18 protein-coding genes are annotated in these 22,372 nt (G+C 65.8%); 9 read left to right on the top strand and 9 right to left on the bottom strand.

What is annotated here, in order from left to right; translation table 11 throughout:
* Positions 1–19: 19 nt before the first annotated feature.
* From NX774_RS00005 to NX774_RS00025, 5 genes are all read right to left on the bottom strand, one after another.
* The gene (locus NX774_RS00005) at positions 20–463 is read right to left on the bottom strand and encodes a DUF411 domain-containing protein (protein WP_258820095.1); all 444 of its coding nucleotides are present in this window, start codon (positions 461–463) and stop codon (positions 20–22) included.
* 29 nt (positions 464–492) lie between these two features.
* Positions 493–1,425: a CopD family protein gene (locus NX774_RS00010; protein ID WP_258820096.1), complete on the bottom strand. Its 933-nt coding sequence runs from the start codon at positions 1,423–1,425 to the stop codon at positions 493–495.
* A gap of 4 nt (positions 1,426–1,429) precedes the next feature.
* Positions 1,430–1,795 (bottom strand): copper homeostasis periplasmic binding protein CopC, encoded by a 366-nt coding sequence (gene copC, locus NX774_RS00015; RefSeq protein WP_258820097.1) that lies wholly within the window; start codon positions 1,793–1,795, stop codon positions 1,430–1,432.
* 81 nt (positions 1,796–1,876) lie between these two features.
* The gene (locus NX774_RS00020) at positions 1,877–2,242 is read right to left on the bottom strand and encodes a copper-binding protein (RefSeq protein WP_370660390.1); all 366 of its coding nucleotides are present in this window, start codon (positions 2,240–2,242) and stop codon (positions 1,877–1,879) included.
* 132 nt (positions 2,243–2,374) lie between these two features.
* A complete protein-coding gene (locus tag NX774_RS00025) occupies positions 2,375–2,749 on the bottom strand; it encodes a hypothetical protein (RefSeq protein ID WP_258820098.1) in 375 nt (124 codons plus the stop codon).
* Between the two features lie 202 nt (positions 2,750–2,951).
* Here NX774_RS00025 and NX774_RS00030 point away from each other — a divergent pair, with 202 nt between their 5' ends.
* From NX774_RS00030 to NX774_RS00055, 6 genes are all read left to right on the top strand, one after another.
* Positions 2,952–5,189 carry a copper-transporting P-type ATPase gene (locus NX774_RS00030; protein ID WP_258820099.1) on the top strand — a complete coding sequence of 746 codons (2,238 nt, stop codon included), beginning with the start codon at positions 2,952–2,954 and terminating at the stop codon, positions 5,187–5,189.
* A gap of 58 nt (positions 5,190–5,247) precedes the next feature.
* Positions 5,248–5,640 (top strand): hypothetical protein, encoded by a 393-nt coding sequence (locus NX774_RS00035; RefSeq protein ID WP_258820100.1) that lies wholly within the window; start codon positions 5,248–5,250, stop codon positions 5,638–5,640.
* Positions 5,641–5,714: 74 nt separating this feature from the next.
* Entirely contained in the window at positions 5,715–7,040 is a 1,326-nt protein-coding gene (locus NX774_RS00040) for a TolC family protein (protein ID WP_258820101.1), read from the top strand.
* A complete protein-coding gene (locus NX774_RS00045) occupies positions 7,037–8,659 on the top strand; it encodes an efflux RND transporter periplasmic adaptor subunit (protein ID WP_258820102.1) in 1,623 nt (540 codons plus the stop codon). The genes NX774_RS00040 and NX774_RS00045 overlap by 4 nt, the downstream gene beginning before the upstream one ends.
* Positions 8,656–11,787 (top strand): efflux RND transporter permease subunit, encoded by a 3,132-nt coding sequence (locus tag NX774_RS00050; RefSeq protein ID WP_258820103.1) that lies wholly within the window; start codon positions 8,656–8,658, stop codon positions 11,785–11,787. The genes NX774_RS00045 and NX774_RS00050 overlap by 4 nt, the downstream gene beginning before the upstream one ends.
* A gap of 150 nt (positions 11,788–11,937) precedes the next feature.
* Complete coding sequence (locus NX774_RS00055) at positions 11,938–12,363, top strand: YybH family protein (protein ID WP_258820104.1); 426 nt, start codon at positions 11,938–11,940, stop codon at positions 12,361–12,363.
* A 30-nt stretch (positions 12,364–12,393) separates the two neighbouring features.
* Here NX774_RS00055 and NX774_RS00060 read toward each other — a convergent pair whose 3' ends face one another.
* Genes NX774_RS00060 through NX774_RS00075 form a run of 4 tightly spaced genes read right to left on the bottom strand, consistent with a single transcriptional unit; the run spans position 12,394 to position 17,022 of the window.
* Positions 12,394–13,599, bottom strand: a complete 1,206-nt coding sequence (locus NX774_RS00060) for an ABC transporter permease (protein ID WP_258820105.1) — start codon at positions 13,597–13,599, stop codon at positions 12,394–12,396.
* Entirely contained in the window at positions 13,589–14,308 is a 720-nt protein-coding gene (locus NX774_RS00065; RefSeq protein ID WP_258820106.1) for an ABC transporter ATP-binding protein, read from the bottom strand. The genes NX774_RS00060 and NX774_RS00065 overlap by 11 nt, the downstream gene beginning before the upstream one ends.
* A complete protein-coding gene (locus NX774_RS00070; RefSeq protein WP_258820107.1) occupies positions 14,305–15,588 on the bottom strand; it encodes an efflux RND transporter periplasmic adaptor subunit in 1,284 nt (427 codons plus the stop codon). The genes NX774_RS00065 and NX774_RS00070 overlap by 4 nt, the downstream gene beginning before the upstream one ends.
* A 27-nt stretch (positions 15,589–15,615) precedes the next feature.
* Positions 15,616–17,022 (bottom strand): efflux transporter outer membrane subunit, encoded by a 1,407-nt coding sequence (locus NX774_RS00075; protein WP_258820108.1) that lies wholly within the window; start codon positions 17,020–17,022, stop codon positions 15,616–15,618.
* Positions 17,023–17,341: 319 nt separating this feature from the next.
* Between NX774_RS00075 and NX774_RS00080 the strand changes: the two genes are divergently transcribed.
* The 3 genes from NX774_RS00080 (at position 17,342) to NX774_RS00090 (ending at position 22,179) form a co-directional block, all read left to right on the top strand.
* Positions 17,342–18,481 carry a hypothetical protein gene (locus NX774_RS00080; protein ID WP_258820109.1) on the top strand — a complete coding sequence of 380 codons (1,140 nt, stop codon included), beginning with the start codon at positions 17,342–17,344 and terminating at the stop codon, positions 18,479–18,481.
* Between the two features lie 164 nt (positions 18,482–18,645).
* A complete protein-coding gene (locus NX774_RS00085) occupies positions 18,646–19,806 on the top strand; it encodes a cytochrome P450 (RefSeq protein WP_258820110.1) in 1,161 nt (386 codons plus the stop codon).
* A 348-nt stretch (positions 19,807–20,154) separates the two neighbouring features.
* A complete protein-coding gene (locus NX774_RS00090; RefSeq protein WP_258820111.1) occupies positions 20,155–22,179 on the top strand; it encodes a hypothetical protein in 2,025 nt (674 codons plus the stop codon).
* The last annotated feature ends 193 nt before the right edge of the window (positions 22,180–22,372 follow it).

Genomic DNA, 22,372 nt, shown 5'->3' on the forward strand with positions numbered 1-22,372 from the left:
GTTCCAGGCACGCGCCATCTTAGTTGTAGTGCTTGTACACCGTCGTGCGCCCGTCGTTCTGCACGAGCAGTACGTCGAACGGGTCCTTGCGCGGGCCTTCCATGCCAGGAGAGCCGGCCGGCATCGCGGGCACCGCCAGGCCCTTCGCCTTCGGGTGCGTGGCCAGCAGGCGCTTGATCTCCTGCGCCGGCACGTGACCCTCGATTGCATACCCGGCCACGGTCGCGGTGTGGCACGAGCCAAGGTTGTTCGGGATGCCCATCTTCTCGCGCACGTCCGACGGGTTGGCGACGGTGTGCACCTCGACCTTCAGGCCGCTGTCGCGCAGGTGCTTGGCCCAGGCCTCGCAGCAGCCGCAGTAAGCGCTCTTGTACACGTCGATCACCGGCGTTGCGGCATAGGCCAGGACCGGCAGGCCAACCAGGGCTGCGAGCAGGGTCTTGCGAATTGTTTGTGCAAACATTTTCCTTCTCCTAAAGTGTATGTGTGTGGCTACGTCGCCGCGCCCGGCGGCGGGGTAGCCGCAAGGACCACCGCCATGGCCAGCGCGGCAATCAAAATCGTGGCTTCGATCTGCAAGACGAGCCGGAACCGGCGCGGCAAGGTCGCCGCTGCCGGGCGCCCTGCGCCTTCGGACAGGATCCAGGGCGGCATGACGATGAATCGGTTCACGCCACCGAGCAGCACCGCTACTGCGACCAGGGCCAGCTTGGCGAGCAGGGCGTTGCCGTATGGGGTGCCCAGCAAATCATCGAGACTGCGCAGGTTGTGCCAGCCGCTGGCCAGTCCGGTGATGACGATACCGACGAGCGCGATCGTGGCGGAGGCGCTCAGCGCGGCGACGTAAGCAGCCCGTTCGCGCCTGTCCTTCTCCTGCACGTCGCGCCGGCTCGCCAATGCCACCAGGGCCGCGATGACGACCGCACCCAGCCAGACGCTGACGAGGACCAGGTGGAGCCAGTCCACCAGCACAGGCAGGCTGGCATCCCCGTTGCCCGATGCGTGGCTGACCATGCTGCGGCTGTACCAGAAGACCGCCAGTGCACCGAAGGCGATGGTGCCGCCGCCGCGAGCGCGCAGCAGGAGCGGCAGCACGGCCGCGACCACGAGCGCACCCGCGCCAATGGACCAGGCCAGCCCGTAATGGGTGGAGGCGAGCATCGTCGCAACCGCCGGCATGGCTTCCGACAATGGCACCTCGGCCATTTCGGCCGCTTCCGCGCACAGCGCCGCAACAGATGCCGACAGCGCGAGCAGCGCACCGCCCGCTGCCCAGCGCCGCAGCGACGGTAACTGCCCGACCGCCCACGGCGACCGCGCATCCGCCAGCCAGAACACCGCCATGTTGGCGCCGGCGGCAACCGCGGCGAACAGGTACAGCGGGACCGTCACCACCTTCAGCAGTATTGCGATGTCAACGCCCATGTCGCTACTTGACCTGGAAGGTGAAGTCTCCCTTGGTCTTGTGGCCGTCATGGGTCATGGTCGTCCATTGCACGCGGTAGGTACCCGCCGGCAGCGCCGGCAGCGGCGCCGTCATCGCGGTCGGATCGGCCTTGTCGACCTGGGCGCGCGGCAGCGCGATTTCGGCATTCCTGGCGTCGACGAGCCGAATCTTGCTGAACGCAGGCTCGAGCGCTTCGTTGAAGCCCAGCCGCAGCTGCTTCGGGGCGCTGGCAAGGACGCTGCCGGCCAGCGGCTCGGACGATTCGAGCCTGGCGTGGGCGTGCGCGGCCGTGGCAGCAAAGGCGCTGGCGGCGATGCCGGCAGCAATGGACAGTCGTTTCAGGGACATCTCTTCTCCGGACCAAAAATCGATAAAACGCAGATCAACCCCGGCAGCGTACAGAACACCACCGGGGCCGCGCAAGCCCGGTCAGCGCACCGGTTCCAGTTTAGAGACGGTGAACGCACCGTTCACCTGTTCGGCGCGAAAACGGATCTTGTCGCCAACCTTGACCTGGCCGAGCATCGCAGCGTCCTTGGCCTTGAAAACCATGGTCATGCCCGGCATGCCCAGGTTGACGAGCGGCCCGTGCTGGATGGTCAGCGTGCCGGTGTCCTTGTCCACTTTCTGCACTTCGCCGGACGACAGCTCGGCCGCGGCTTGTTCAGGCGCGGCCTGGTGCTGTGCGTGCATTTGCGCTTGCATCTGCGCGTGGTCCTGCATCTGGGCGCCAGCCTGGGCGGAGGCGATTACGAGACCGCCGGCGGCGACGGCGAGAGTAAATAGGCGAGTCATGTGAAGCTCCTTGCGTGATACGTTCGTGGTTCACGGCCGCGTCGACGCGACCGTGTTGCGGGATACGCGGGCACGATGAGCGGGCGCGGCGGGACCAATTGTCCCGGCTGCAGCATCGTGCCGAGGGAACGGTCAGGCGCGGGGAGGTCGCTCGGGCAGGGCGAGATCGACAGAGACGAGGCGGTGCGCGGCCATTGGCGTGGACACCAGCCGGGCGGGGTGGACCGGCAGAGCCGGCACGAAAGACGGTGTGATGGCGGCGCCGGTGCAGCAGTTGGCGCAGGCGCCGCATTTGCCGTCGGCATGGTGATGCGGGTGTGCGGCCGCGCTTGCTTTCTCACCACCGGCAGCCACGGTCCCATGCTGGTCCGTGGCGGGCTTGGCCATGTCCTGCACTGACGCCACTGGCAGCGGCGCGCACAGCACCGCAGATGCCGCCGCAAAGCCCTGGAATGGCACTGCGAGCAACATCAGCCAAACGAAAAATGCCTTGACGATTGCGTTCACAATCTGATTCTAGCATGGCCCCGGCAGGCCCGTAAAAGCTGGGCTGGGGTTGATACAAATCAAGGAATCTGTTTCCTTGGATCAATAGGATAGCGGACCATAGCCCTGCGACCTGCAAAGTCGAGCCGTGCCGCTGCGCCCAATCACAGGGCAATCTGGCTTACAGTATCCGCACAATCACATCCCTTGGGCGAGCCGATCGATGAACGAGCACGAGCATCAGCACCACAGCCACGCCGGCGAGCAGACCACCGCAAGCGCCCCCGCCCATACTGGGCACCACCATCACCAGGATGCCGCGGCCCAGGCTCCAGAGCCGGCCCCGGCCGCGCCCGGCACCATCTACACCTGCCCAATGCACCCCCAGGTGCGCCAGCCGATGCCCGGCAACTGCCCGATCTGCGGCATGACGCTCGAGCCGGAGTTGCCGACGCTGGAAGAAGGGCCGAATCCCGAGCTGGTGAACTTTCGCCGCCGGTTCTGGCTGACCTTGCCGCTCACCGTCATTGTGGCCGTGCTGGCCATGGCCGGGCATCGCCTGTTCCCCGGCGGGCTGGCCGGGCAAAGCTACATCGAGTTCGCGCTCGGCACGCCGGTGGTGCTGTGGGCCGGCTGGCCGTTCCTGCGGCGCGGCGCCGCCTCGATCGCGCAGCGCAGCCCGAACATGTGGACCCTGATCGGAACCGGCGTGACGGCCGCCTATGGCTACAGCGTAGTGGCCACGTTTGCGCCGCACCTGTTCCCGGCGTCGTTTGTCATGCACGGCCGCGTGGCGGTGTACTTCGAGGCCGCCGCGGTCATCATTTCGCTCACGTTGCTGGGCCAGATCCTTGAGCTCAAGGCCCGCTCGCAGACCTCGGCCGCGATCAAGTCCTTGCTCGGCCTGGCGCCAAAGACTGCGCGCCGCATTCGCGCGGACGGCAGCGAAGAAGACGTGCCGCTCACCCACGTTCACATCGGCGACACGCTGCGCATCCGCCCCGGCGAAAAGGTGCCGGTCGACGGCGTGGTGCTGGAGGGCGAGAGCGCGCTGGACGAGTCGATGCTGACCGGCGAGCCGGTTCCGGTGACCAAGCGCCCGGGCGACCGGGTGATTGGCGCCACCATCAACGCCAGTGGTAGCCTCATCATGCGTGCCGAGAAGGTGGGTGGCCAGACCATGCTGTCGCAGATCGTGCAAATGGTCGCGCAGGCACAGCGCTCGCGCGCGCCGATGCAGCGGCTGGCCGATGTGGTGGCCGGCTATTTCGTCGTGATCGTGGTGGCGCTGGCCGTGCTGACGCTGCTGGTCTGGGGCATCTACGGCCCGGAGCCCAGCTGGGTGTTCGGCTTCGTCAACGCGGTCTCGGTCCTGATCATCGCCTGTCCGTGCGCGCTGGGCCTGGCCACGCCGATGTCGATCATGGCCGCGACCGGGCAGGCCGCCACCCAGGGCGTGCTGTTCCGGGACGCCGCAGCCATCGAAGCGCTGCGCAAGGTGGATACGCTCATCGTCGACAAGACCGGCACGCTCACAGAAGGCAAGCCGGCATTTTCGGCCGTGGTGGGCGCACCCGGCTGGAGCGAGGACCAGGTGCTGGCCCTGGCCGCCAGCATCGACCAGGGCAGCGAGCACCCGCTGGCGCACGCCATCGTGGCCGAAGCGCGGCGCCGCAACCTGCGGCTGTCGAAACCCGGCTCGTTCGAGTCGTCCAGCGGCATCGGCGTGCGCGGCACTGTCGACGGCGCGGCTGTCGTGCTTGGTAATACCGTGCTGATGGACAGCGCCGGCGTGGCCTGGCAGCTGCTGCGCGAGCAGGCCGAGCGCCTGCGCCAGGAAGGCGCAAGCGTCATGTACCTGGCGCGCGACGGCCAGCTGGCCGGGCTGCTGGCGGTGGCCGACCCGATCAAGTTCACCACGCCAGAAGCACTGGCCGCCCTGCGCGAGGCGGGCATGAAGGTCGTGATGGCGACCGGCGATGGCCTGACCACGGCGCGCTCGGTAGGCGAGCGGCTTGGCATTGACGAGGTCTATGGCGAAGTCAAGCCGCAGGACAAGCTCACCCTGGTCGAGCGCTACCAGGCAGAGGGCAGGGTGGTGGCCATGGCGGGCGACGGCATCAATGACGCTCCGGCGCTGGCCAAGGCCAACGTGGGCATCGCCATGGGCACCGGCACCGACGTGGCCATCAACAGCGCGCACGTCACGCTGGTCAAGGGCGACCTGAGGGCGATCGCGCGGGCGCGCGCCATTTCGGTGGCCACCGTGCGCAACATGCACCAGAACCTTGGCTTCGCGTTCGTCTACAACGCGCTGGGCATTCCGGTCGCGGCGGGCCTGCTGTATCCGGTCACCGGCCAGTTGCTTTCGCCCATGCTGGCCGCGCTCGCGATGAGCCTGAGCTCCGTCTCGGTCGTGACCAATGCGCTGCGCTTGCGCGGCACGGCGGCAAGTAAATGAAAATGCAATCTGCTCGACAGCCAGCTGCAACAGTGCTAAGGTGGCGCCGGTAAACGCCATGAGATACACACGCCGCATTCGCTTCCTGGCCGCCCTGGTGGCCCTGGTGAGCCTGCTGTTCACGCAGCTGGCCCTGGCGGGCTACGACTGCCCGCAGGTGGCGCGCGCGCTCGAACAACCGGTGGCAATGCAAGTCGCCCATTCCGACTGCTGCACCCCGCACGACCAGCAAAGTCCCAACCTGTGCGAGGCGCATGGCCAGTCCAAGGCGCAGTCGCTCGACCTGCCGGCGCAGCCGCCGGTGGCGCCGTTCGTTCCGACATCCCTCGTCCTCGCCATCTCCGCTGTCGAGACGCCGCTCCCGCTCAACCTCGAGGCGCCAGCTTCGTTCCTGGAGACCGCCAGCAGTTCGCCTCCGATTCCGATCCGGAACTGCTGCCTGCGCAATTAGATCTCAGCTTGCTCGCTAGCCCATGGTCCCGTTGATACCGGGACTGCGGCCGTTCATTGCAAGTTGGAGATGTCATGTTTTCCCGAATTCGACTCGCGGCGCTGCGGCGCCGCACTACGCCGGCCATGCTTGCGCCGGCGGTGCTGGCGTTGGCGTTCGCCGGCCCAGCCATGGCGTCCGGCACCGGCCTGACGTTCCCCGAAGCGCAACAGCGCGCGCTCGGCCGCTCCCTGCAGCTGCGCGCACAGGACGCGGCGGTGACGGCGTCGCAGGAGCTGGCCGCGGCCGCGCGCCAGTTGCCCGACCCCATGCTCAAGGCGGGCGTCGAGAATGTCCCGCTGAGCGGTCCCGACAGGTATTCGCTGGGCCGCGACTCGATGACGATGCGGCGCATCGGCATCGAACAGGAGCTTACACGTAGCGTCAAGCGCGACCTTCGCGCCCAGCGCTACGAGCGTGTGGCCAACAAGACGCGCGCCGAGCAGGTGGCCGCCGCCGGCGCCGTCGAGCGCGACACGGCGCTGGCCTGGCTGGACCTGTATTACTTCGAGCAGATGGCGCAGGTCGTGGCCGAGCAGGCCGGCCAGGCCGAGGCGCTGGTGGTGGCCGTGGATGCGGCCTATCGTGGCGGCCGCTCCAGCCGCGCGGACCTGCTCGCCGCCCGCAGCGCGCTGGCGATGGTGCACGACCGCGCGAGCGCGATCGAGCGGCAACGTCAGAGCGCCCGCACGACGCTGGTGCGCTGGGTTGGCGAGTTGCCTGGTCTCGCGCTCGCGGGCAGCCCGGATCTCACGCACATTCGCCACGACCCGGACACCCTGCCGCACCAACTCGAACACCACCCGGAGGTGAGCGTGCTGAACCGCGCCGCTGACCTGGCCAGCACCGAGGCCCGCCTGGCGGACGCCGAGAGCCGCCCGGACTGGCGCGTGGAACTGGCGTTCCAGCAGCGCGGCCCGGATTACCCGAACATGGTCTCGTTCGGCGTTGCGGTGCCGCTGCAATGGGACCGCAAGCACCGCCAGGACCGCGAGATTGCGGCACGCCTCGCGCTGGCCGACCAGGCGCGCGACGAGCGCGACGAGGCGCTGCGCATGCACACCGCCGAAACCGCGAACCAGGTCGGCGAGTGGCGCACCGGCCTGGAACGCATGGACCGCTACCGCACCGAACTGCTGCCGCTCGCGCACGAACGGGCAGACGCGCTCCTTGCCGCCTACCGGGGCGGCAAGTCCGCACTGGCCGACGTCATCGCCGCGCGCCGCGACGAACTGGAGACCCGCCTGCAGTCCTTGCAGCTCGAGGCCGACACCGCGCGCCTGTGGGCCCGCCTGAACTTTCTATTCCCGACCAGCCAGATGAACACCGTTTCGAACCTCAACAAGCCGGAGGCGCCATGAACCGCCGCGTGATTGCAGCCGCAGCCGCGGCCCTCGTGCTGGCCGGCGCCAGCTTTGGCGCCTACCGCCTTGGCCAGCGTTCGGTCGCGCATGCGCCGGCCGCCGCGCCGGAATCGGGGCGCAAGGTCCTGTACTGGCAGGACCCCATGGCCCCCGGCAAACGCTTCGACAAGCCCGGCAAATCGCCGTACATGGACATGGACCTCGTGCCCGTGTACGCGGACGAGCAGGGCGCCGACGGAACGGTCAAGGTCAGTCCCGACGTGCAGCAGAACCTGGGCATTCGCTTCGCCGAGGTGCGCCAGGGCCAGATGGGCGGCGGCCTTCGGCTGGTCGGCAATATCGCGTTCAACGAGCGCGAACGCGTGCTGGTGCAGGCGCGCAGCAGCGGCTTCGTCGAGCGGCTGTATGTGCGCGCCCCGCTCGAGCGCGTGCGCAAGGGTCAGGCGCTGCTGGACCTCTACGTGCCAGACTGGGTGGCGGCGCAGGAGGAATACCTGTCGATCCGCCGCATGGGCGCCACGCAGTCCGCGGGCCTGCTGGAAGCGGCGCAGCAGCGCATGCGCCTGGCCGGCATGACGGACGAGCAGATCCGCCAGGTGGCCGCGCGCGGCCAGGTGATCAAGCGGGTGACCGTTACGGCGCCCGCCACCGGCGTGGTGAGCGAACTGCCGGCGCGCGAGGGCATGACGGTCAGTGCCGGCGCGCCGATGATGACGATCAGCGGACTAGCCAGCGTCTGGGTCAACGCCGAAGTGCCCGAAAACGCCGCGGCCCAGGTGCGGCCGGGCACCGCGGTCGGGGTCACGACGCCGGCGTATCCCGGCGAGCGTTTCAGCGGCAAGGTCGAGTCCTTGCTGCCGCAGGTCGATCCAAGCACGCGCACCCTGGTCGCGCGGATCGAGATTGCCAACCCCGCCGGCAAGCTGAGTCCCGGCATGTTCGCCAACATCAGCGTGACCGGCGCCGGGCGCCGGCAAGCGCTGGTTGTTCCGTCCGAAGCCGTGATCCAGACCGGCACGCGCACCGTCGTCATCGTGGCGCAAGGCGACGGCAAATTCATGCCGATGGAGGTAAGCGTCGGCACGGAGGCCAACGGCGACACGGAAATCCTGTCGGGTCTCTCCGCAGGGCAGCGGGTGGTCGCTTCCGGCCAGTTCCTGATCGACTCCGAAGCCAGCTTGCGCGGCGCCGTGCGGCGCCTGGAAGGGGCCACGCAAACAAAGCCCGCGACCGTCGCACCCGCCACGCACCACGGTATCGGCAAGATCGAAAAGATCGGTCCGGATGAAGTCACCATCTCGCACGGGCCCATCCAAACGCTTGGATGGGGGCCGATGACGATGGGCTTCGTGCCGCCGGCCGGTGGCCTGCCGGCAGGGATCCGGGTGGGCGACAGTGTAGCGTTCGATGTGCAGGCCCGCCCCGATGGGCGCTACCAGATCATGGGCATCGAACGCAAAGCGAAGGCTGCGCCGCCTCCTGCCCATGAACCTGCGCAGCACGGCAGCGAACACGGCGCGGACCACGCCACCGGCCAGGGCGACGCCGCGCACGGCGAACATGGGGCACAAGCCATGCTTGAAGAAGCGTCCCATGAGCACGGAGCGCACCAATGATCGCCCGCATCATCCGCTGGTCGATTACCAACCGCCTGCTCGTCCTGCTCGCCGCTGTGGCGCTGGCCGGGTGGGGCACGTGGTCGCTCGGGCGCACACCCGTGGACGCGCTGCCCGACCTGTCGGACGTGCAGGTCATCATCCGCACCACCTGGCCTGGCCAGGCGCCGCAGATCGTCGAAAACCAGGTGACGTATCCGCTGACCACCACCATGCTCTCGGTCCCGGGGGCGAAGACCGTACGCGGCTACTCGTTCTTTGGCGACTCGTTCGTGTATGTGCTGTTCGAGGATGGCACCGATCCGTACTGGGCGCGCTCGCGGGTGCTGGAGTACCTGAACCAGGTGCAGTCGCGCCTGCCGCAGCAGGCCCGCCCCGCGCTCGGCCCAGACGCCACCGGCGTCGGCTGGGTGTTCGAGTACGCGCTGGTGGACCGCAGTGGGCGCCACGACCTGTCGCAACTGCGTGCGCTGCAGGACTGGTTCCTCAAGTACGAGCTCAAGACGGTTCCCAACGTGTCGGAAGTGGCCAGCATCGGCGGCATGGTGCGCCAGTACCAGGTCGTGCTCGATCCGGACAAGATGAGGGCCTACAACGTCACTCACGCGATGGTGCTCGACGCGCTGGCCAGGGCCAACCAGGAAAGCGGCGGTTCGGTACTGGAAATGGGCGAAGCCGAGTACATGGTGCGCACCACCGGCTACCTGCACTCGCTGGACGACTTCCGCGCGGTGCCCCTGTCGACCAACGCGGCCGGCGTGCCGGTGCGCCTGGGCGACGTCGCCCGCATCCAGGTTGGCCCCGAGATGCGGCGCGGGATCGCGGAGCTGAACGGGGAAGGCGAGGTGGCAGGCGGCGTGGTGGTCCTGCGCTCCGGGAAGAACGCGCGCGCAACCATCGCCGCCGTCAAGGAAAGGCTCGCCAGCCTGAAGGCCAGCCTGCCGCCGGGCGTCGAGGTGGTGACCACCTATGACCGCTCCGGCCTCATCGACCGCGCGGTCGACAACCTCGAGCACAAGCTGGTGGAGGAATTCATCGTCGTCGCCCTGGTGTGCGCGCTGTTCCTGTTCCACCTGCGCTCGGCGCTGGTGGCCATCGTCTCGCTGCCGCTGGGTGTGCTGGCCGCTTACATCGTCATGTACTACCAGGGCGTGAACGCCAACATCATGTCGCTGGGCGGCATTGCGATCGCGGTCGGAGCCATGGTCGATGGCGCCGTGGTCATGATCGAGAACGCGCACAAGCATGTCGAGGCATGGAACCACGCGCACCCGGGTGCTGACCTGAACGGGGAAGAGCGCTGGCGCGTGATCGGCGACGCCGCGGCGGAAGTTGGCCCGGCGCTGTTCTTCTCGCTGCTGATCATCGTGCTCTCGTTCGTGCCCGTGTTTGCGCTGCAGGCACAGGAAGGCCGCTTGTTCGCACCGCTCGCGTTCACCAAGACCTATTCGATGGCCGCAGCGGCCGGGCTATCGATTTCGCTGGTGCCGGTGCTGATGGGCTACCTCATTCGCGGGCGCATTCCGGACGAGCGGCGCAACCCGATTAGTCGCGCGCTGATTGCCGGCTATCGGCCGCTGATCGCCGCCGTGCTGCGCCATCCCAAGACAACGCTGGTGGCGGCCGCGTTCGTGGCCGCCGCCACCGTGTGGCCGGTCAGCCGGCTGGGCGGCGAGTTCCTGCCGATGCTGGACGAGGGCGACCTGCTGTACATGCCGTCGGCGCTGCCCGGCCTTTCGGCTGGCAAGGCGGCCGAGCTGCTGCAGCAGACCAACCGGCTGATCAAGACCGTGCCGGAGGTCGCCACCGTGTTCGGCAAGGCCGGCCGCGCCGAGTCGGCCACCGATCCCGCGCCACTCGAGATGTTCGAGACCACTATCCAGTTCAAGCCGCGCGAACAGTGGAGGCCGGGCATGACGATGGCAAAGCTCACCGAAGAACTGGACCGTGTGGTGAAGGTACCGGGACTGTCCAACGTGTGGGTGCCGCCGATCCGCAACCGCATCGACATGCTCGCCACCGGAATCAAGAGCCCGGTCGGGATCAAGGTCTCGGGCGCCAGCCTGGCGGAGATCGACGGCCTGAGCAGCGCGATCGAGGCCGCCGTCAAAAAGGTGCCCGGCGTTTCGTCGGCGTTGGCCGAGCGCCTGAACGGCGGGCGCTACGTCGATATCCGCATCGACCGCGACCGCGCGGCGCGTTACGGGTTGAACATCGCGGACGTCCAAGGCATCGTGTCGGCAGCCGTTGGCGGCGACAATGTGGGCGAGACCGTCGAGGGGCTGCAGCGCTTCCCCATCAACGTGCGCTACCCGCGCGAGGTGCGCGACTCGGTCGACAAGCTGCGCCAGCTGCTGGTGCTGACCGGGCGCGGTGCCCAGATCGCGCTGGGCGACGTGGCCGACATCCGCATCGCTGACGGACCGCCCATGCTCAAGAGCGAAAACGCCAGGCTGTCCGGCTGGGTGTATGTCGACATCCGCGGCCGCGACCTGGGCTCGGCAGTGCGCGAGATGCAGCAGGCAGTCGCACGCGAGGTGAAGCTCTCGCCCGGCTATTCGATCGCGTGGTCGGGGCAGTTCGAGTACATGGAGCGCGCGTCCGCCAAGCTGCGCGTCGTGGTGCCGGTGACGCTTGCGATCATCTTCCTGCTGCTCTACGCCACATTCCGCCGGCTGGACGAGGCGCTGCTGATCATGGCCACGCTGCCGTTCGCGCTGGCCGGCGGGGCCTGGCTTCTCTGGCTGCTCGGGCACAACCTGTCGGTGGCCAGTGGCGTGGGCTTTATCGCGCTGGCCGGCGTCTCGGCCGAATTCGGCGTCATCATGCTGCTGTACCTCAAGCACGCATGGGAAGGGCGCGTCGCGCTTGGGAAGACCAGCGAACAGGACCTGCTTGATGCGGTGACCGAAGGCGCCGTGCTGCGCGTGCGGCCGAAGGCGATGACCGTTGCGGTGATCGTGGCGGGGCTGGTGCCGATCATGATCGGCTCGGGTACGGGCTCGGAGGTCATGCAGCGCATTGCCGCCCCCATGGTCGGCGGCATGATCACGGCGCCGCTGCTGTCAATGTTCGTGGTGCCGGCCGCCTACCTCCTTTTAAGACGACGCAAGCGGGAAGGCACTTGATCCGTAGGGTGGGCGGGGTTCCCGCCCACGCGTTCAACCGAGGCACGCATTGCCGCGAACTTGAGCGCGCCTGAACGCGTGGGCGGACAAGCCGCCCACCCTACGCCTTGTTGTATGATCGTCCACTTCCATTCTCGTTGAGGAGTGCACATGCGCCAGCTGCTGTTCGTCGCCCTTGCCACACTATCCGTGCCAGCGTTCGCCACCACGCCGGCCGAAACCGTCGCCGGCTTCCACGAGGCGCTCAAGCGTGGTGACATGGCGCAGGCCAGCGCGCTGCTCGCGCCGGCAGTGGACATCTACGAGTCCGGCTACGTCGAGCGCTCTCGCGCCGAATATGCGGCGCACCACCTGCCTGCGGACATGGCGTTCGCAAAGACGACCACGATGCGCATCCTGCAACAGCATGAACAGGCGTCAGGCGACCTCGCCGTCGTGCGCCGAGAGACCGAGACCACGGGCAGCCACCAGGGCCGGCCGGTGCACCTGTTCGGCACCGAGACGGTGCTGCTCGAGCGCGACGGCGACGGCTGGCTGATCACGCATGTGCACTGGTCGTCGCGCAAGGCCAAGTAGCACGCAAGCGCCGGGCTGCCCCGGCGCGTTCTACTCGTGCCGCAGCGCCTCGATCGGGTCCAGGTGCGCCGCCCGCCGCGCCGGAAAATAGCCGAAGATGATGCCGATCGCGGCCGAGAACACGAACGCGGTCAGGTTGATCGAGGGGCTGAACAGGAACGGCATGTGCATCAGCGCCGCCAGGCCAACGCAGGCTGCAAGCGCAATCGCGATGCCGATCAGGCCACCGAAACCGGACAGCACCACCGCCTCGATCAGGAACTGCAGCAACACCTCGCGCTCCAGGGCGCCGATCGCCAGGCGAATGCCGATCTCGCGGGTACGCTCGCGCACCGACACCAGCATGATGTTCATGATGCCGATGCCGCCCACCAGCAGGCTGACCGCCGCCACTGCGCCCAAGAGCCCGGTCATGGTGCGGATCGTGCCCGACAGGGTGTCGGCGATCTGCTTGGTGTCCATGACGTTGAAATTGTCGTCTTCGTTCTCCGCCAGGCGGCGCCGTTCGCGCAGCAGGGCGTTAATCTGCTTCATCACCTGCGCCGTGCGTGCCGAGTCGCGCAGCGAGACCAGGATCGTGCCCACATCGGTATCGCCCGTGATGCGGCGCTGGACGGTGGCGATCGGCATCACCACCACGTCGTCCTGGTCCATCCCCATCGCGCCCTGGCCCTTGGAAGCCAGCAGGCCGATGATCTCGCACGAGAAGTTCTTCACGCGCAGCTGGGCGCCGACCGGGTTCTGGCTGCCGAACAGTTGCTTGCGCACCGTGTTACCGATGACGCAGACCGCCTTGCCGGCCTTTTCCTCGTCCTCGTTGAACTCGCGGCCCGCGGCCAGCTTCCAGTTCCCGGCAATGAAGTAGTCGTTGGTGGTGCCGTTGACCACGGAAGACCAGTTGTTGTTGCCGGAGACAAGAGTCGAGGTGCGGCTCACCGCCGGCGCCACCGCCTTCACCCCGCTCAGTTGCAAGCGCAGTGCTTCGATGTCGGCCAGTTTGAAGTTGGGCGGACGGGCGCCGTCGCGCGGCCCCATGCGCTGGCCGGGGCGCACCATCAGCAGGTTGCTGCCGAGGCTGGAGATCTGGTCGGACACCATCTGGGTCGCGCCGTTGCCCAGCGTGACCATGGTAATGACGGCCGCCACACCAATCACGATGCCCAGCACGGTCAGGAAGGAGCGCAGCAGGTTGCGGCGGATTTCGCGCAGCGCCACCAGCAAGGCGTTACCGAGCATTGGCGGTCTCCTCGTTGACGGTCTCGCTGTCGATCGCCCCGTCGATGAAGTGGATGATGCGGTGCGCGTAGCGGGCCATGTCCGGCTCGTGGGTGACCATGACGACGGTAATGCCTTGTTCGCGGTTCAAGTCGGCGATCAGCTGCATGATCTCGTGGCTGCGCTTGGAATCCAGGTTGCCGGTCGGTTCGTCGGCCAGCAGGACCAGCGGCTTGGTGACAATGGCGCGCGCGATCGCCACGCGCTGCTGCTGGCCGCCGGACAGTTCGGCCGGCGTGTGGTCCTCCCAGCCGTCCAGGCCCACCATGTCCAGCGCGGCGCGCGCCGCAGCGCTGCGCTGCTCGGGCGGTTCGCCCCGGTAGAGCAGGGGCAGCTCCACGTTCTCCTGCGCCGAGGTGCGGGCCAGCAGGTTAAAGCCCTGGAACACGAACCCGAGGTAGCCGCGGCGCAGCAGGGCGCGCTGGTTGCGGTCGAGCCGTTCGACGTGGATGCCGCGGAACAGGTATTCGCCCGAGGTCGGCGAATCCAGGCAACCGAGAATGTTCATCGCCGTCGATTTGCCCGAACCGCTTGGCCCCATCACCGCCACGAAATCGCCGGCGGCGATCTTCAGGTCGATGCCGCGCAAGGCCTGGAAGGCGACCGCGCCTTCGCCGAAGGTCTTGGTGATGGCGCGCAGTTCGATCAGCGGCGCCTCTTGCTCGCTCACTTGGCCGCCTCTTCGTAATCGGTGATCACCGCCATGCCGGCTTTCAGCTCGCCGCCGGTCACTTCGGTATGGCGGCCATCGCTCACGCCCGTGTGCACACCGACCGGCTGCGGGCCGTTTGCACCGAGTACCCAGACCTGCGCCTGGCCGTTGAGCGGCTTGGCGGCGCGGCGCGGCGCCGCAGGAAAGCGGGGCATGAGCTGGCTCACGAAGCCGCCTTGCGATGCCTGGCCCGACTGCGGCGGCACGAAGCGCAGGGCGGCATTGGGCACCAGCAGCGCCTTGTCGCGGCGCGCGGTGACGATCGACGCGGTGGCCGTCATCCCCGGTCGCAGCGCCAGGTCCTTGTTCACCACGTCGAGGATGGTCTTGTAGGTGACCACGTTATCGGTCGTGGTCGCGCCCAGTCCGACGCGCTGGATCGCGGCCGGAAAGCGGCGCCCCGGCCATGCGGACACGGTGAAGCTGGCCGGCTGGCCGGGCCGCACGGTGGCCACGTCGGCCTCGTCCACCTTGACCTGCAGCTGCATGCGCGTCAGGTCTTCCGCCACCACGAACAGCACAGGCGTGGTCATGGCGGCCACTACGGTGTTGCCGGGTTCGACCTTTCGCGTCAGTACCACGCCGTCGACCGGCGAGCGGATGTCAGCCTTGGTCAGGTTGGTCTCGTCGGTCTTGAGGGTGGCGCGGGCCTGTGCGGCCTGGCCGCGCGCGGTCGACTCGTTGGCGATGGCGCGCTGCAGGGCCGCTTCCGCTGCCTCCAGTTCCGTGCGTGCCGGCACCTTGCCACCCGAGAGCTCGGACACCTGGCGCATGCGCGTGAGCGACGCGCGCGCCTCGGCTACGGTGGCCTGGGCCTGCGCGACCTGGCCTTCGGCCGCCTGGACCGCGGCGCGCGACTTGAACACGGTGTCATTCAGGCGCGACTTGTCCAGCTGCGCCATCAGCTGGCCCTTTTTCACGGTGTCGTTCTCGTCCACCAGCACCGAAGCCAGGGTGCCGGACAGCTCGCTGCCCACGTCCACCGACTTGGTCGGCGCCAGCGTGCCGCTGGCCGATGCGGTGACGACGAGATCGCCGATTGTGGCCTGCTCGGTGACGTACTTGACCGTCGGGCCGGCGCTGCGCGTGGCGAGGTACACCACCACTGCCGCCGCCACGACGAGCGCGCCGGCGATCATGGGCCAGCGGCGCCGGGCATGCCCGGAAGTGCCGGCGGCGGCGTCGTCGAGCAGGCGCTGCAGTTTGTCCTTGGTGTCGTCGCTAACTTTGGTTGTCATGCTTGCGGTTCCGGAAGAGGGGAGACGTCAGGCCTGCTGCCATCCGCCGCCGAGTGCCTTGTAAAGGGCCACGAGCGCGGACAGTTGGGCCGCTTGCGCGGTGGCCAGCGCGTCCTGCGCGGAAAGACGGGTGCGCTCGGCGTCGAGCAGGCGCTGGAAGTCGGACAGGCCCGATTGGTACATCTGGCGCGACGTGGTGGCGGCGCGGGCAGCCGCATCGGCCGCGCTGGTGCGGGCCTCGAGGCGGTCGCGCGCGGCGGTGTAGGCCACCAGCGCGTCCTCGACTTCTTCCAGCGCCGACAGCACCGCGTTCTGGTAGGCGATGAGCGCCTGCTCCTGGACGGCGCTGCGCACCTCGACCGCGCTGCGCAGCCGTCCGGCGTCGAACAGCGTGGCGGCCAGTGAGCCGGCGGCGCTGCGCACCAGCGTATCGGCCGTGCCGAGTGCACCGAGCGAAGCGGCCTGCCAGAAGATCGAGCCGGACAGGTTCAGGCTCGGGTAGCGCTGCGCCATCTGTGCGCCGACCCGGGCGGTTTCCGCAGCCAGGCTGCGCTCGGCGGCAGCAAGGTCCGGGCGGGCCCGCAGCGCGTCGGCGGGAATGCCAACCGCGACGCTGGCGGGAACCCGGGGCAGGGGACGCGGCTCCTGCAGCGCCGATCGCAAGGCACCCGGCTGCTGCGCCAGCAGCACGGCCAGCCGGTTCTGGGCATTGGCGATCGCCGTTTCCAGGTCGGGAATCGAGGCGCGGGTCTGCTCGCGGCTGGCCACGGCCTGGTCAACGTCGCTGGTGCTCACAAGGCCGGCCTGGTTGCGCCACTGCGCCAGCTGCACGGTCTCGGTTTGGCTGGCCAGGTTTTCGCGGGCGATGGCCAGGCGCTGCTGGTAGCTGCGCAGGTCAACATAACCCTGAACGACCTCGGCGACGAGCGACACCTTCACGTTGGCGAGCGACGCCTCGCTGGCCTCCAGGTCGGCGCCGGCCGCCTCGAGCGTGCGGCCGTTCTTGCCGAACAGGTCGACTTCCCAGCCAGCGTCAAAGCCTGCTTCGTACAGTGTGGAGGTGGCGCGCACGCCGCTCGTGGACGCGCTGCGCGTGGAAGGCGACACGTTAGCTGTCAAGGTCGGGAACAGGCCGGCGCGCGCCTGCACACGCACCGCACGGGCCTGACGCACGCGCGCTGCTGCCAGCCGCACGTCGCCATTGGCCGCCAGTGCCTGTTCCACCAGCGTGTCGAGCTGGGAGTCGCCCAGCACCCGCCACCACTGCGCCAGCAGGGCCGGGCTGGCAGGCGTGAGGCCGGCCGATTCGGTAGCGCCGTGCCAGGTCGCGGGCGCCTGCAGCTGCGGCGCCTGGTACTCGGGGCCGGCCATCGGCCGGTGCGTTGCGCAACCCGCGCCCAGCATTGCGAGGAGGCAGGTTCCGTACAGGCGCATGCGGCCTGCACGATATTGTCGATGCATATTGGATGCCGTCAGTTGGAAACACGGTCGGCCACTTCAGGCCGCCTCTCATTATGGCTGATTCTGCTGTAAATGAATGTTAATGCCAGGAATTTCTGCCTTCAAATATTGTGTCTTCCCGGCGCCTTTCGAGATTCATGCTTTTGCCGAGCAGGCATGGAGTGGCGCTGGATTCGTTGGGTCCGGCGGGGTTCCCAACAATTCGTCAGCGTGGATCAAGGCAGCGGCTCGGTCCGGTGCTAGTTTGGGGTGTGGTTGCGGCACCGGTGTCCACTGGCCTGGAGGTTCTTGCGTGAACAAGCATTTTGTGACGATGCTGGGCTGGTGGCGCTGGCTGGCCGCATTCGCGGTGGTGCTCTATCACGTGCGCTTTCTGTTGCTCGCTCCGTACGACGACGTGGCTGAGAAGGGCGTGCTGCTGAACCTGTTCTATTTTGGCACCAGCCTGGGGCACGAAGGGTTCGTGCTGTACATGCTGGTCAGCGGCATGCTGCTGGGCGGGCTATCCCTGCGCCGATGGAAATTGCAGGGTGCCGGCGCGTGGCGCGATATCGCCCACAAGGCCTTGTGGTTCTACGCATTCCTGGTTCCCGGCCTGCTGCTTGGCGGCTTGCTGGACCTAACCGGTCATTGCGAGCTGCGTTCCACGGGTACCTACGCCTATTTCGATCAGTTCACGCCTGATTTTTCGCTGCGCGCGGTGGCGGAAAACCTGCTGCCGGTCCAACGCTTCATCGTTCCCGGCCTTGGCAGCAATTCGATGCTCTATCTGCTGGCGTACGAATGCTGGGCCTACCTGGCCTTTGCCGCGTTCATCCTGCCCACGCGTCGTCGCACGGGCGCGGTGCTCGGATCATTCGTCGCGGTCGTCGGCTCCGTGCTGGCCCCGGAGTTCGTGGGCTACCTGCTGTTGTGGATGATGGGTGCCGCCGTCTATCACTACCGTTTGCGGTTGCAGGAACGGCTAAGCCGGGGCAGGGCGCTCGTGCTCTTCGTGGCGAGCCTGCTGACATCGCGTGTGGTCGGGGCGCACCTGTCCGAGGTCCCGGAGCAGTATGTGCTGGTGGTTCGCAGCTTGCTCGACCTCCAGTTCGGCATCGGGCTGACCTGCCTGCTGCTCGCGCTGGGTAGCAGCAGGATTTACCGGGACCGCCGTTCGGTCTTGCTGTGGCGGCTCACTCGAGGATTTCCGGCCGCAAATTCGGTCATTTTCGCCTGCCATTTCCCGCTCATGATGTTCGCCGTGGCAGCTGCAAGCAGGATTTGGGGCGTGCCGATCGCAGGCCAGCCACAGCCGCTGCTGTTTGCCCTGTTCGCCCTGGTGGTTGCGTTGATATACGCTTATGCGTGGGCCTTGTCGCGGCTTGCCAGGCGGCTGGTGCGGCTGCTCGGGGCTGCGCGCGGAATGCCGGTTGCGCCGGTGACGGCGTAAGTAATGCCTGCCGTCGCTCAAGCGACGCCGATTCCATTCACCAGATCAAGCATTTCGCAATCAGCGCCTGCGATCGCATTTCCATCCGATACAATCTTTAGGTCACTAACATCCTAAAGGGAACGTGTACGCGGCCGAGGTGCGCGGCATGTTGTGCTGGAATCATGGACAGTAAACCAAGCCCCGAATGGGACCCACGGTCCGAAGCGGTGCTTCAGGATCAGATCGCGGCCTATGACGAGATGCGGCGCCGGTGCCCGGTGGCCCACAGCGACTACCTGAACTGGTCGCTGTTTCGGCATGACGACGTTACGCGCGCGCTGCACGACCCCATCACATTCAGCAGTGCCGTCTCAAGCCACCTCGCCGTTCCGAGTGGCATGGATCCGCCGCAGCACACCGAATACCGGCGCATCATCGAGCCTTATTTCGACGCAGAACGCATGCAGGCGTTCGAACCGGCGTGCCGCGCCATCGCCGTCGAATTGGTGGAAAGCCTTCCGCACTCCGGCGAAGTCGAGTTCATGAGCGCGTTCGCCGAGGACTATGCCTTGCGGGTTCAGTCTGCGTTTCTCGGCTGGCCAGGCGAACTGCACGATCCGCTGCGACGCTGGACTCGCAAGAACCATGCGGCGACGCTGGCGCGCGATCGCGCGGCGATGGAAGCGGTTGCCTTCGAGTTCGACGGCTACATACGCGAACTGCTGGCGGTACGCCGCAGCGCGGGCGCAAGCGCGCCAGCCGACCTGACGACCAGCCTGTTGCGCGAGCACTTGGACGGGCGCCCGCTGGATGAAGAGGAAATCATCAGCATCCTGCGCAACTGGACTGTCGGTGAGCTCAGCACGATCGCGGCGAGCGTCGGCATCCTTGCGCATTACCTGGCAACCTGGCCGGCGCTGCAGCAGCAGTTGCGTAGGGAGCCCGCGCTGGTACCGTCGGCCATCGACGAAATCCTGCGCCTTCATGCGCCGCTGATATCGAACCGGCGCGTCCTGGCCCGGCCCGTGGAGATCGGCGGACAGAAGCTCGCCGCCGGGGAACGCGTCACCTTGATGTGGGCATCGGCCAACCGCGACGAAGCGGTCTTTGACGAACCAGAAACATTCCGCCTGGACCGGGATCCGTCGAAAAATCTGTTGTACGGCGCAGGTATCCACGTTTGTCCGGGAGCACCACTGGCGCGCCTGGAGTTGCGCATCATTGTCGAGGAACTTCTGGCGCGCGTGCAAAATATCGCGCCGGCTCCAGATGCGGCACCAGTAAACGCCGTGTATCCGGCAAGCGGCTTCGTCGAGCTGCCGCTGTGGATTGACGGCGCCTGAACGGGCGCGCACACCAACGGCGTCGCCTGCACGAAGGAACGAAAGTGGCACGCGGCGGTCGTTCGCGTGTCGGGCCTGTTGTTGAGGCTACGTTCACATGTCCGGCGGCGGACCAAGCTCTGCACCTCTGCGCCGAGCGGGCGTACAATTCCATTATTGCAACTACCACGGATGCGCATGGCAAACATGCCGGAGGTCGGGGCTAGGGCGCCTTTGATCCGCTCATTTTGCCGCACGGCACCCTGGTGAACCCTGGGGTTCCGCTGCTTCTCGCGGAGTCCTCATTCTGGTCGACATATTTTTATCCCGGTGTGGTCCAACCGAAGTGCAAGCCGAAAAGAGTCAGCCATGCAAACGTACGCAGACAAGAAAAGTCAGGGTAGTCAGAGCTCATCGGCCACTGGCAAGGCCAGGAATGAGCAAAAGCGAGATTCTTCCCCATTTCAGCATGTGGACAATCGGCCTGAAGCGATACAGATGCGGAACTCGCAGGAACCAGCAAAAAACAGCACAAGGAGCTTCGCACCGCTTGCGGACAACCGGCAAGCGCTAGGACAAGTGGGGCATGTGGCAACGCAAACTGGTACGGCCGAACCATCACAGGTGATACAAGGTGTGTTCGTCCAGGATAATCAGACGTTCTTGTGGACAGATACGGACACAAACAAAGTCTACCGACAAACCAGCACAATGTCAGGCGGAAGGGTAAGCCTTACGGCAGACAATGGCGAGAGCTTTGTCATTGAGCGCGGGATTGACGGTACGTGGAATAGGGTCGGCCAACCAGCCCAGGTCACACTGAACCCGGTACGCGACCGCGCATACCGCGTACACGCTGATTTCACTGGCTTCAATGGCGTGGATACGCTCAGAGAAGATGAGGAAATGGAGAAAGACGATCTACCGTATTCAGCCCACGGAAAGATCAGAGATCAAGAGTTCAGGGATTTTTTCTCGGACATTCCCTCCCTGCCAAAAGGAGAACAACCGTCAGAAGGGTACCGTAAGCTGCTCGACGAAAGGACGCGCGCCTATGGCACGCTGGCGCAGCCAGCACCACCAAAGGAAGATTTCAACAAACGACCGTATGCCTCGGGTGAAAAACATGAATTTTCTGTTGATGCAAGTGGCGGGCTCCCTTTTCATCAAGCCGACGATTACATCAAGAGCTCATACCAGAGAAAAGACAAATTGGAGAAAAACCTGACTGTTCATGACCTTTACGAGGCACAGTACTTGTCAAATTTTAACCAAATTGTCCCAGAGTCCGCAATCTACGCTCCATTTACGCAAGCACAGCAATCAGACCATTGGCTAACTACGCTCGGCCCGACACTTGACGTAAACTTTCCACCAACAATATCGGACAAGAGCGCCGGTACGGATTACAAAGGCGTGCACAGCGTTTTCAAAAACTTCCTGGATAAGCTGTCCGCCAATCCAGATTTTATAACGAAAACAGCCGAGGACACGCAACTATTCCTGGATGGGCGGCTGACAGCGGTTGCGACCGAGGCGCATAAAGAAGCGTACTTGGCCGCCAAGAACAAGCAAAGATCCAAAGGTGCGAGGCAAGAAGGAACCAAATCAAGGAAGCGAACGCACCTGACTGCGGTTGAAAACAAGAATCTAGAACAAGCGCATGCTGACATAAGCTCGTTCCTGCAGGGCACGGATGTGGAATTCCCATCCACGAAAATGGCCCGGAATGTACAAAAAATCGCGTATCTGTTTTACATCAAATTGATCAAGCGAGCAATCGCCAACGTTGTGATGCTAATGCATAGCAATATTCAATTCCATAACGCCGGAAGGCGTGGGGCAGAACAGCAAATCAGGCACGGCATTGAACAAATCCTGAACGAACTGATGGGTCACCTGCCAAGGCTCGCTGACCTGCAAAGCAAACTGTACACTGGTTCAAACGATCAAGCATCCGACAGTGAGGATGATGATGAGTATGAACCGTACCTGCCGCATGAAGTCCAACAATTGGCTCAGCAAAATGGCGTTGAAGCGCATTATGGCGGGTCGCACGGCAACAATTGTCTGATCTTTGCCATAGCGGGCGCTTTTGGCGTTGCACTTACAGAGCAGGCGGCAGCTGAAATTCGAGCCTGGTTGAACAATCACAGTGCGCAGAATGGCCATTTCAATGCACATGGCCAGCTTCCAATGTTGCCAGGGCTGATTCAAGAAATAACAAACCGGCTGGCACTTCACCATAACATCAACGGAAACGTTACCGTTGTGACCACGCAGGGCAATTTCAACGCCCAAGGCGCTGTGGCCAACAACGCAAATAATGGGAACGTCCTGGTCATCCTACATGGTGGGCATTATTACTTCACGCAAGCACCAGATTTGGCATAGCACGATTAACCGATACGATCACGGCGTGTTGGTGATGTTTGAGGCTAAGTTCAGATGTGTGGCCGCTGACGAAGCTCAAACCTGCGATGGATTTCGCGGAGTCTTCGCGCTTACGTCGGTCCGAAGGCGTGGTAGGCATTTCGGATCGGACTCAGCGCCATCTGGCCGGACATCTTGAACCGGGACATTACAC

It is taken from the genome of Massilia agilis (assembly GCF_024756255.1).
Taxonomy (GTDB): Bacteria; Pseudomonadota; Gammaproteobacteria; order Burkholderiales; family Burkholderiaceae_D; genus Telluria; species Telluria agilis.

What these genes read in the sequence shown, in the direction of transcription:
- NX774_RS00075 (WP_258820108.1), bottom strand. Translation starts at nt 17,022, where the DNA reads ATGCGCCTGTACGGAACCTGCCTCCTCGCAATGCTGGGCGCGGGTTGC.
- NX774_RS00030 (WP_258820099.1), top strand. Translation starts at nt 2,952, where the DNA reads ATGAACGAGCACGAGCATCAGCACCACAGCCACGCCGGCGAGCAGACC.
- NX774_RS00085 (WP_258820110.1), top strand. Translation starts at nt 18,646, where the DNA reads ATGGACAGTAAACCAAGCCCCGAATGGGACCCACGGTCCGAAGCGGTG.
- NX774_RS00050 (WP_258820103.1), top strand. Translation starts at nt 8,656, where the DNA reads ATGATCGCCCGCATCATCCGCTGGTCGATTACCAACCGCCTGCTCGTC.
- NX774_RS00070 (WP_258820107.1), bottom strand. Translation starts at nt 15,588, where the DNA reads ATGACAACCAAAGTTAGCGACGACACCAAGGACAAACTGCAGCGCCTG.
- NX774_RS00060 (WP_258820105.1), bottom strand. Translation starts at nt 13,599, where the DNA reads ATGCTCGGTAACGCCTTGCTGGTGGCGCTGCGCGAAATCCGCCGCAAC.
- NX774_RS00045 (WP_258820102.1), top strand. Translation starts at nt 7,037, where the DNA reads ATGAACCGCCGCGTGATTGCAGCCGCAGCCGCGGCCCTCGTGCTGGCC.
- NX774_RS00035 (WP_258820100.1), top strand. Translation starts at nt 5,248, where the DNA reads ATGAGATACACACGCCGCATTCGCTTCCTGGCCGCCCTGGTGGCCCTG.
- NX774_RS00040 (WP_258820101.1), top strand. Translation starts at nt 5,715, where the DNA reads ATGTTTTCCCGAATTCGACTCGCGGCGCTGCGGCGCCGCACTACGCCG.
- NX774_RS00010 (WP_258820096.1), bottom strand. Translation starts at nt 1,425, where the DNA reads ATGGGCGTTGACATCGCAATACTGCTGAAGGTGGTGACGGTCCCGCTG.
- NX774_RS00005 (WP_258820095.1), bottom strand. Translation starts at nt 463, where the DNA reads ATGTTTGCACAAACAATTCGCAAGACCCTGCTCGCAGCCCTGGTTGGC.
- NX774_RS00090 (WP_258820111.1), top strand. Translation starts at nt 20,155, where the DNA reads ATGCAAACGTACGCAGACAAGAAAAGTCAGGGTAGTCAGAGCTCATCG.
- NX774_RS00020 (WP_370660390.1), bottom strand. Translation starts at nt 2,242, where the DNA reads ATGACTCGCCTATTTACTCTCGCCGTCGCCGCCGGCGGTCTCGTAATC.
- NX774_RS00055 (WP_258820104.1), top strand. Translation starts at nt 11,938, where the DNA reads ATGCGCCAGCTGCTGTTCGTCGCCCTTGCCACACTATCCGTGCCAGCG.
- copC (WP_258820097.1), bottom strand. Translation starts at nt 1,795, where the DNA reads ATGTCCCTGAAACGACTGTCCATTGCTGCCGGCATCGCCGCCAGCGCC.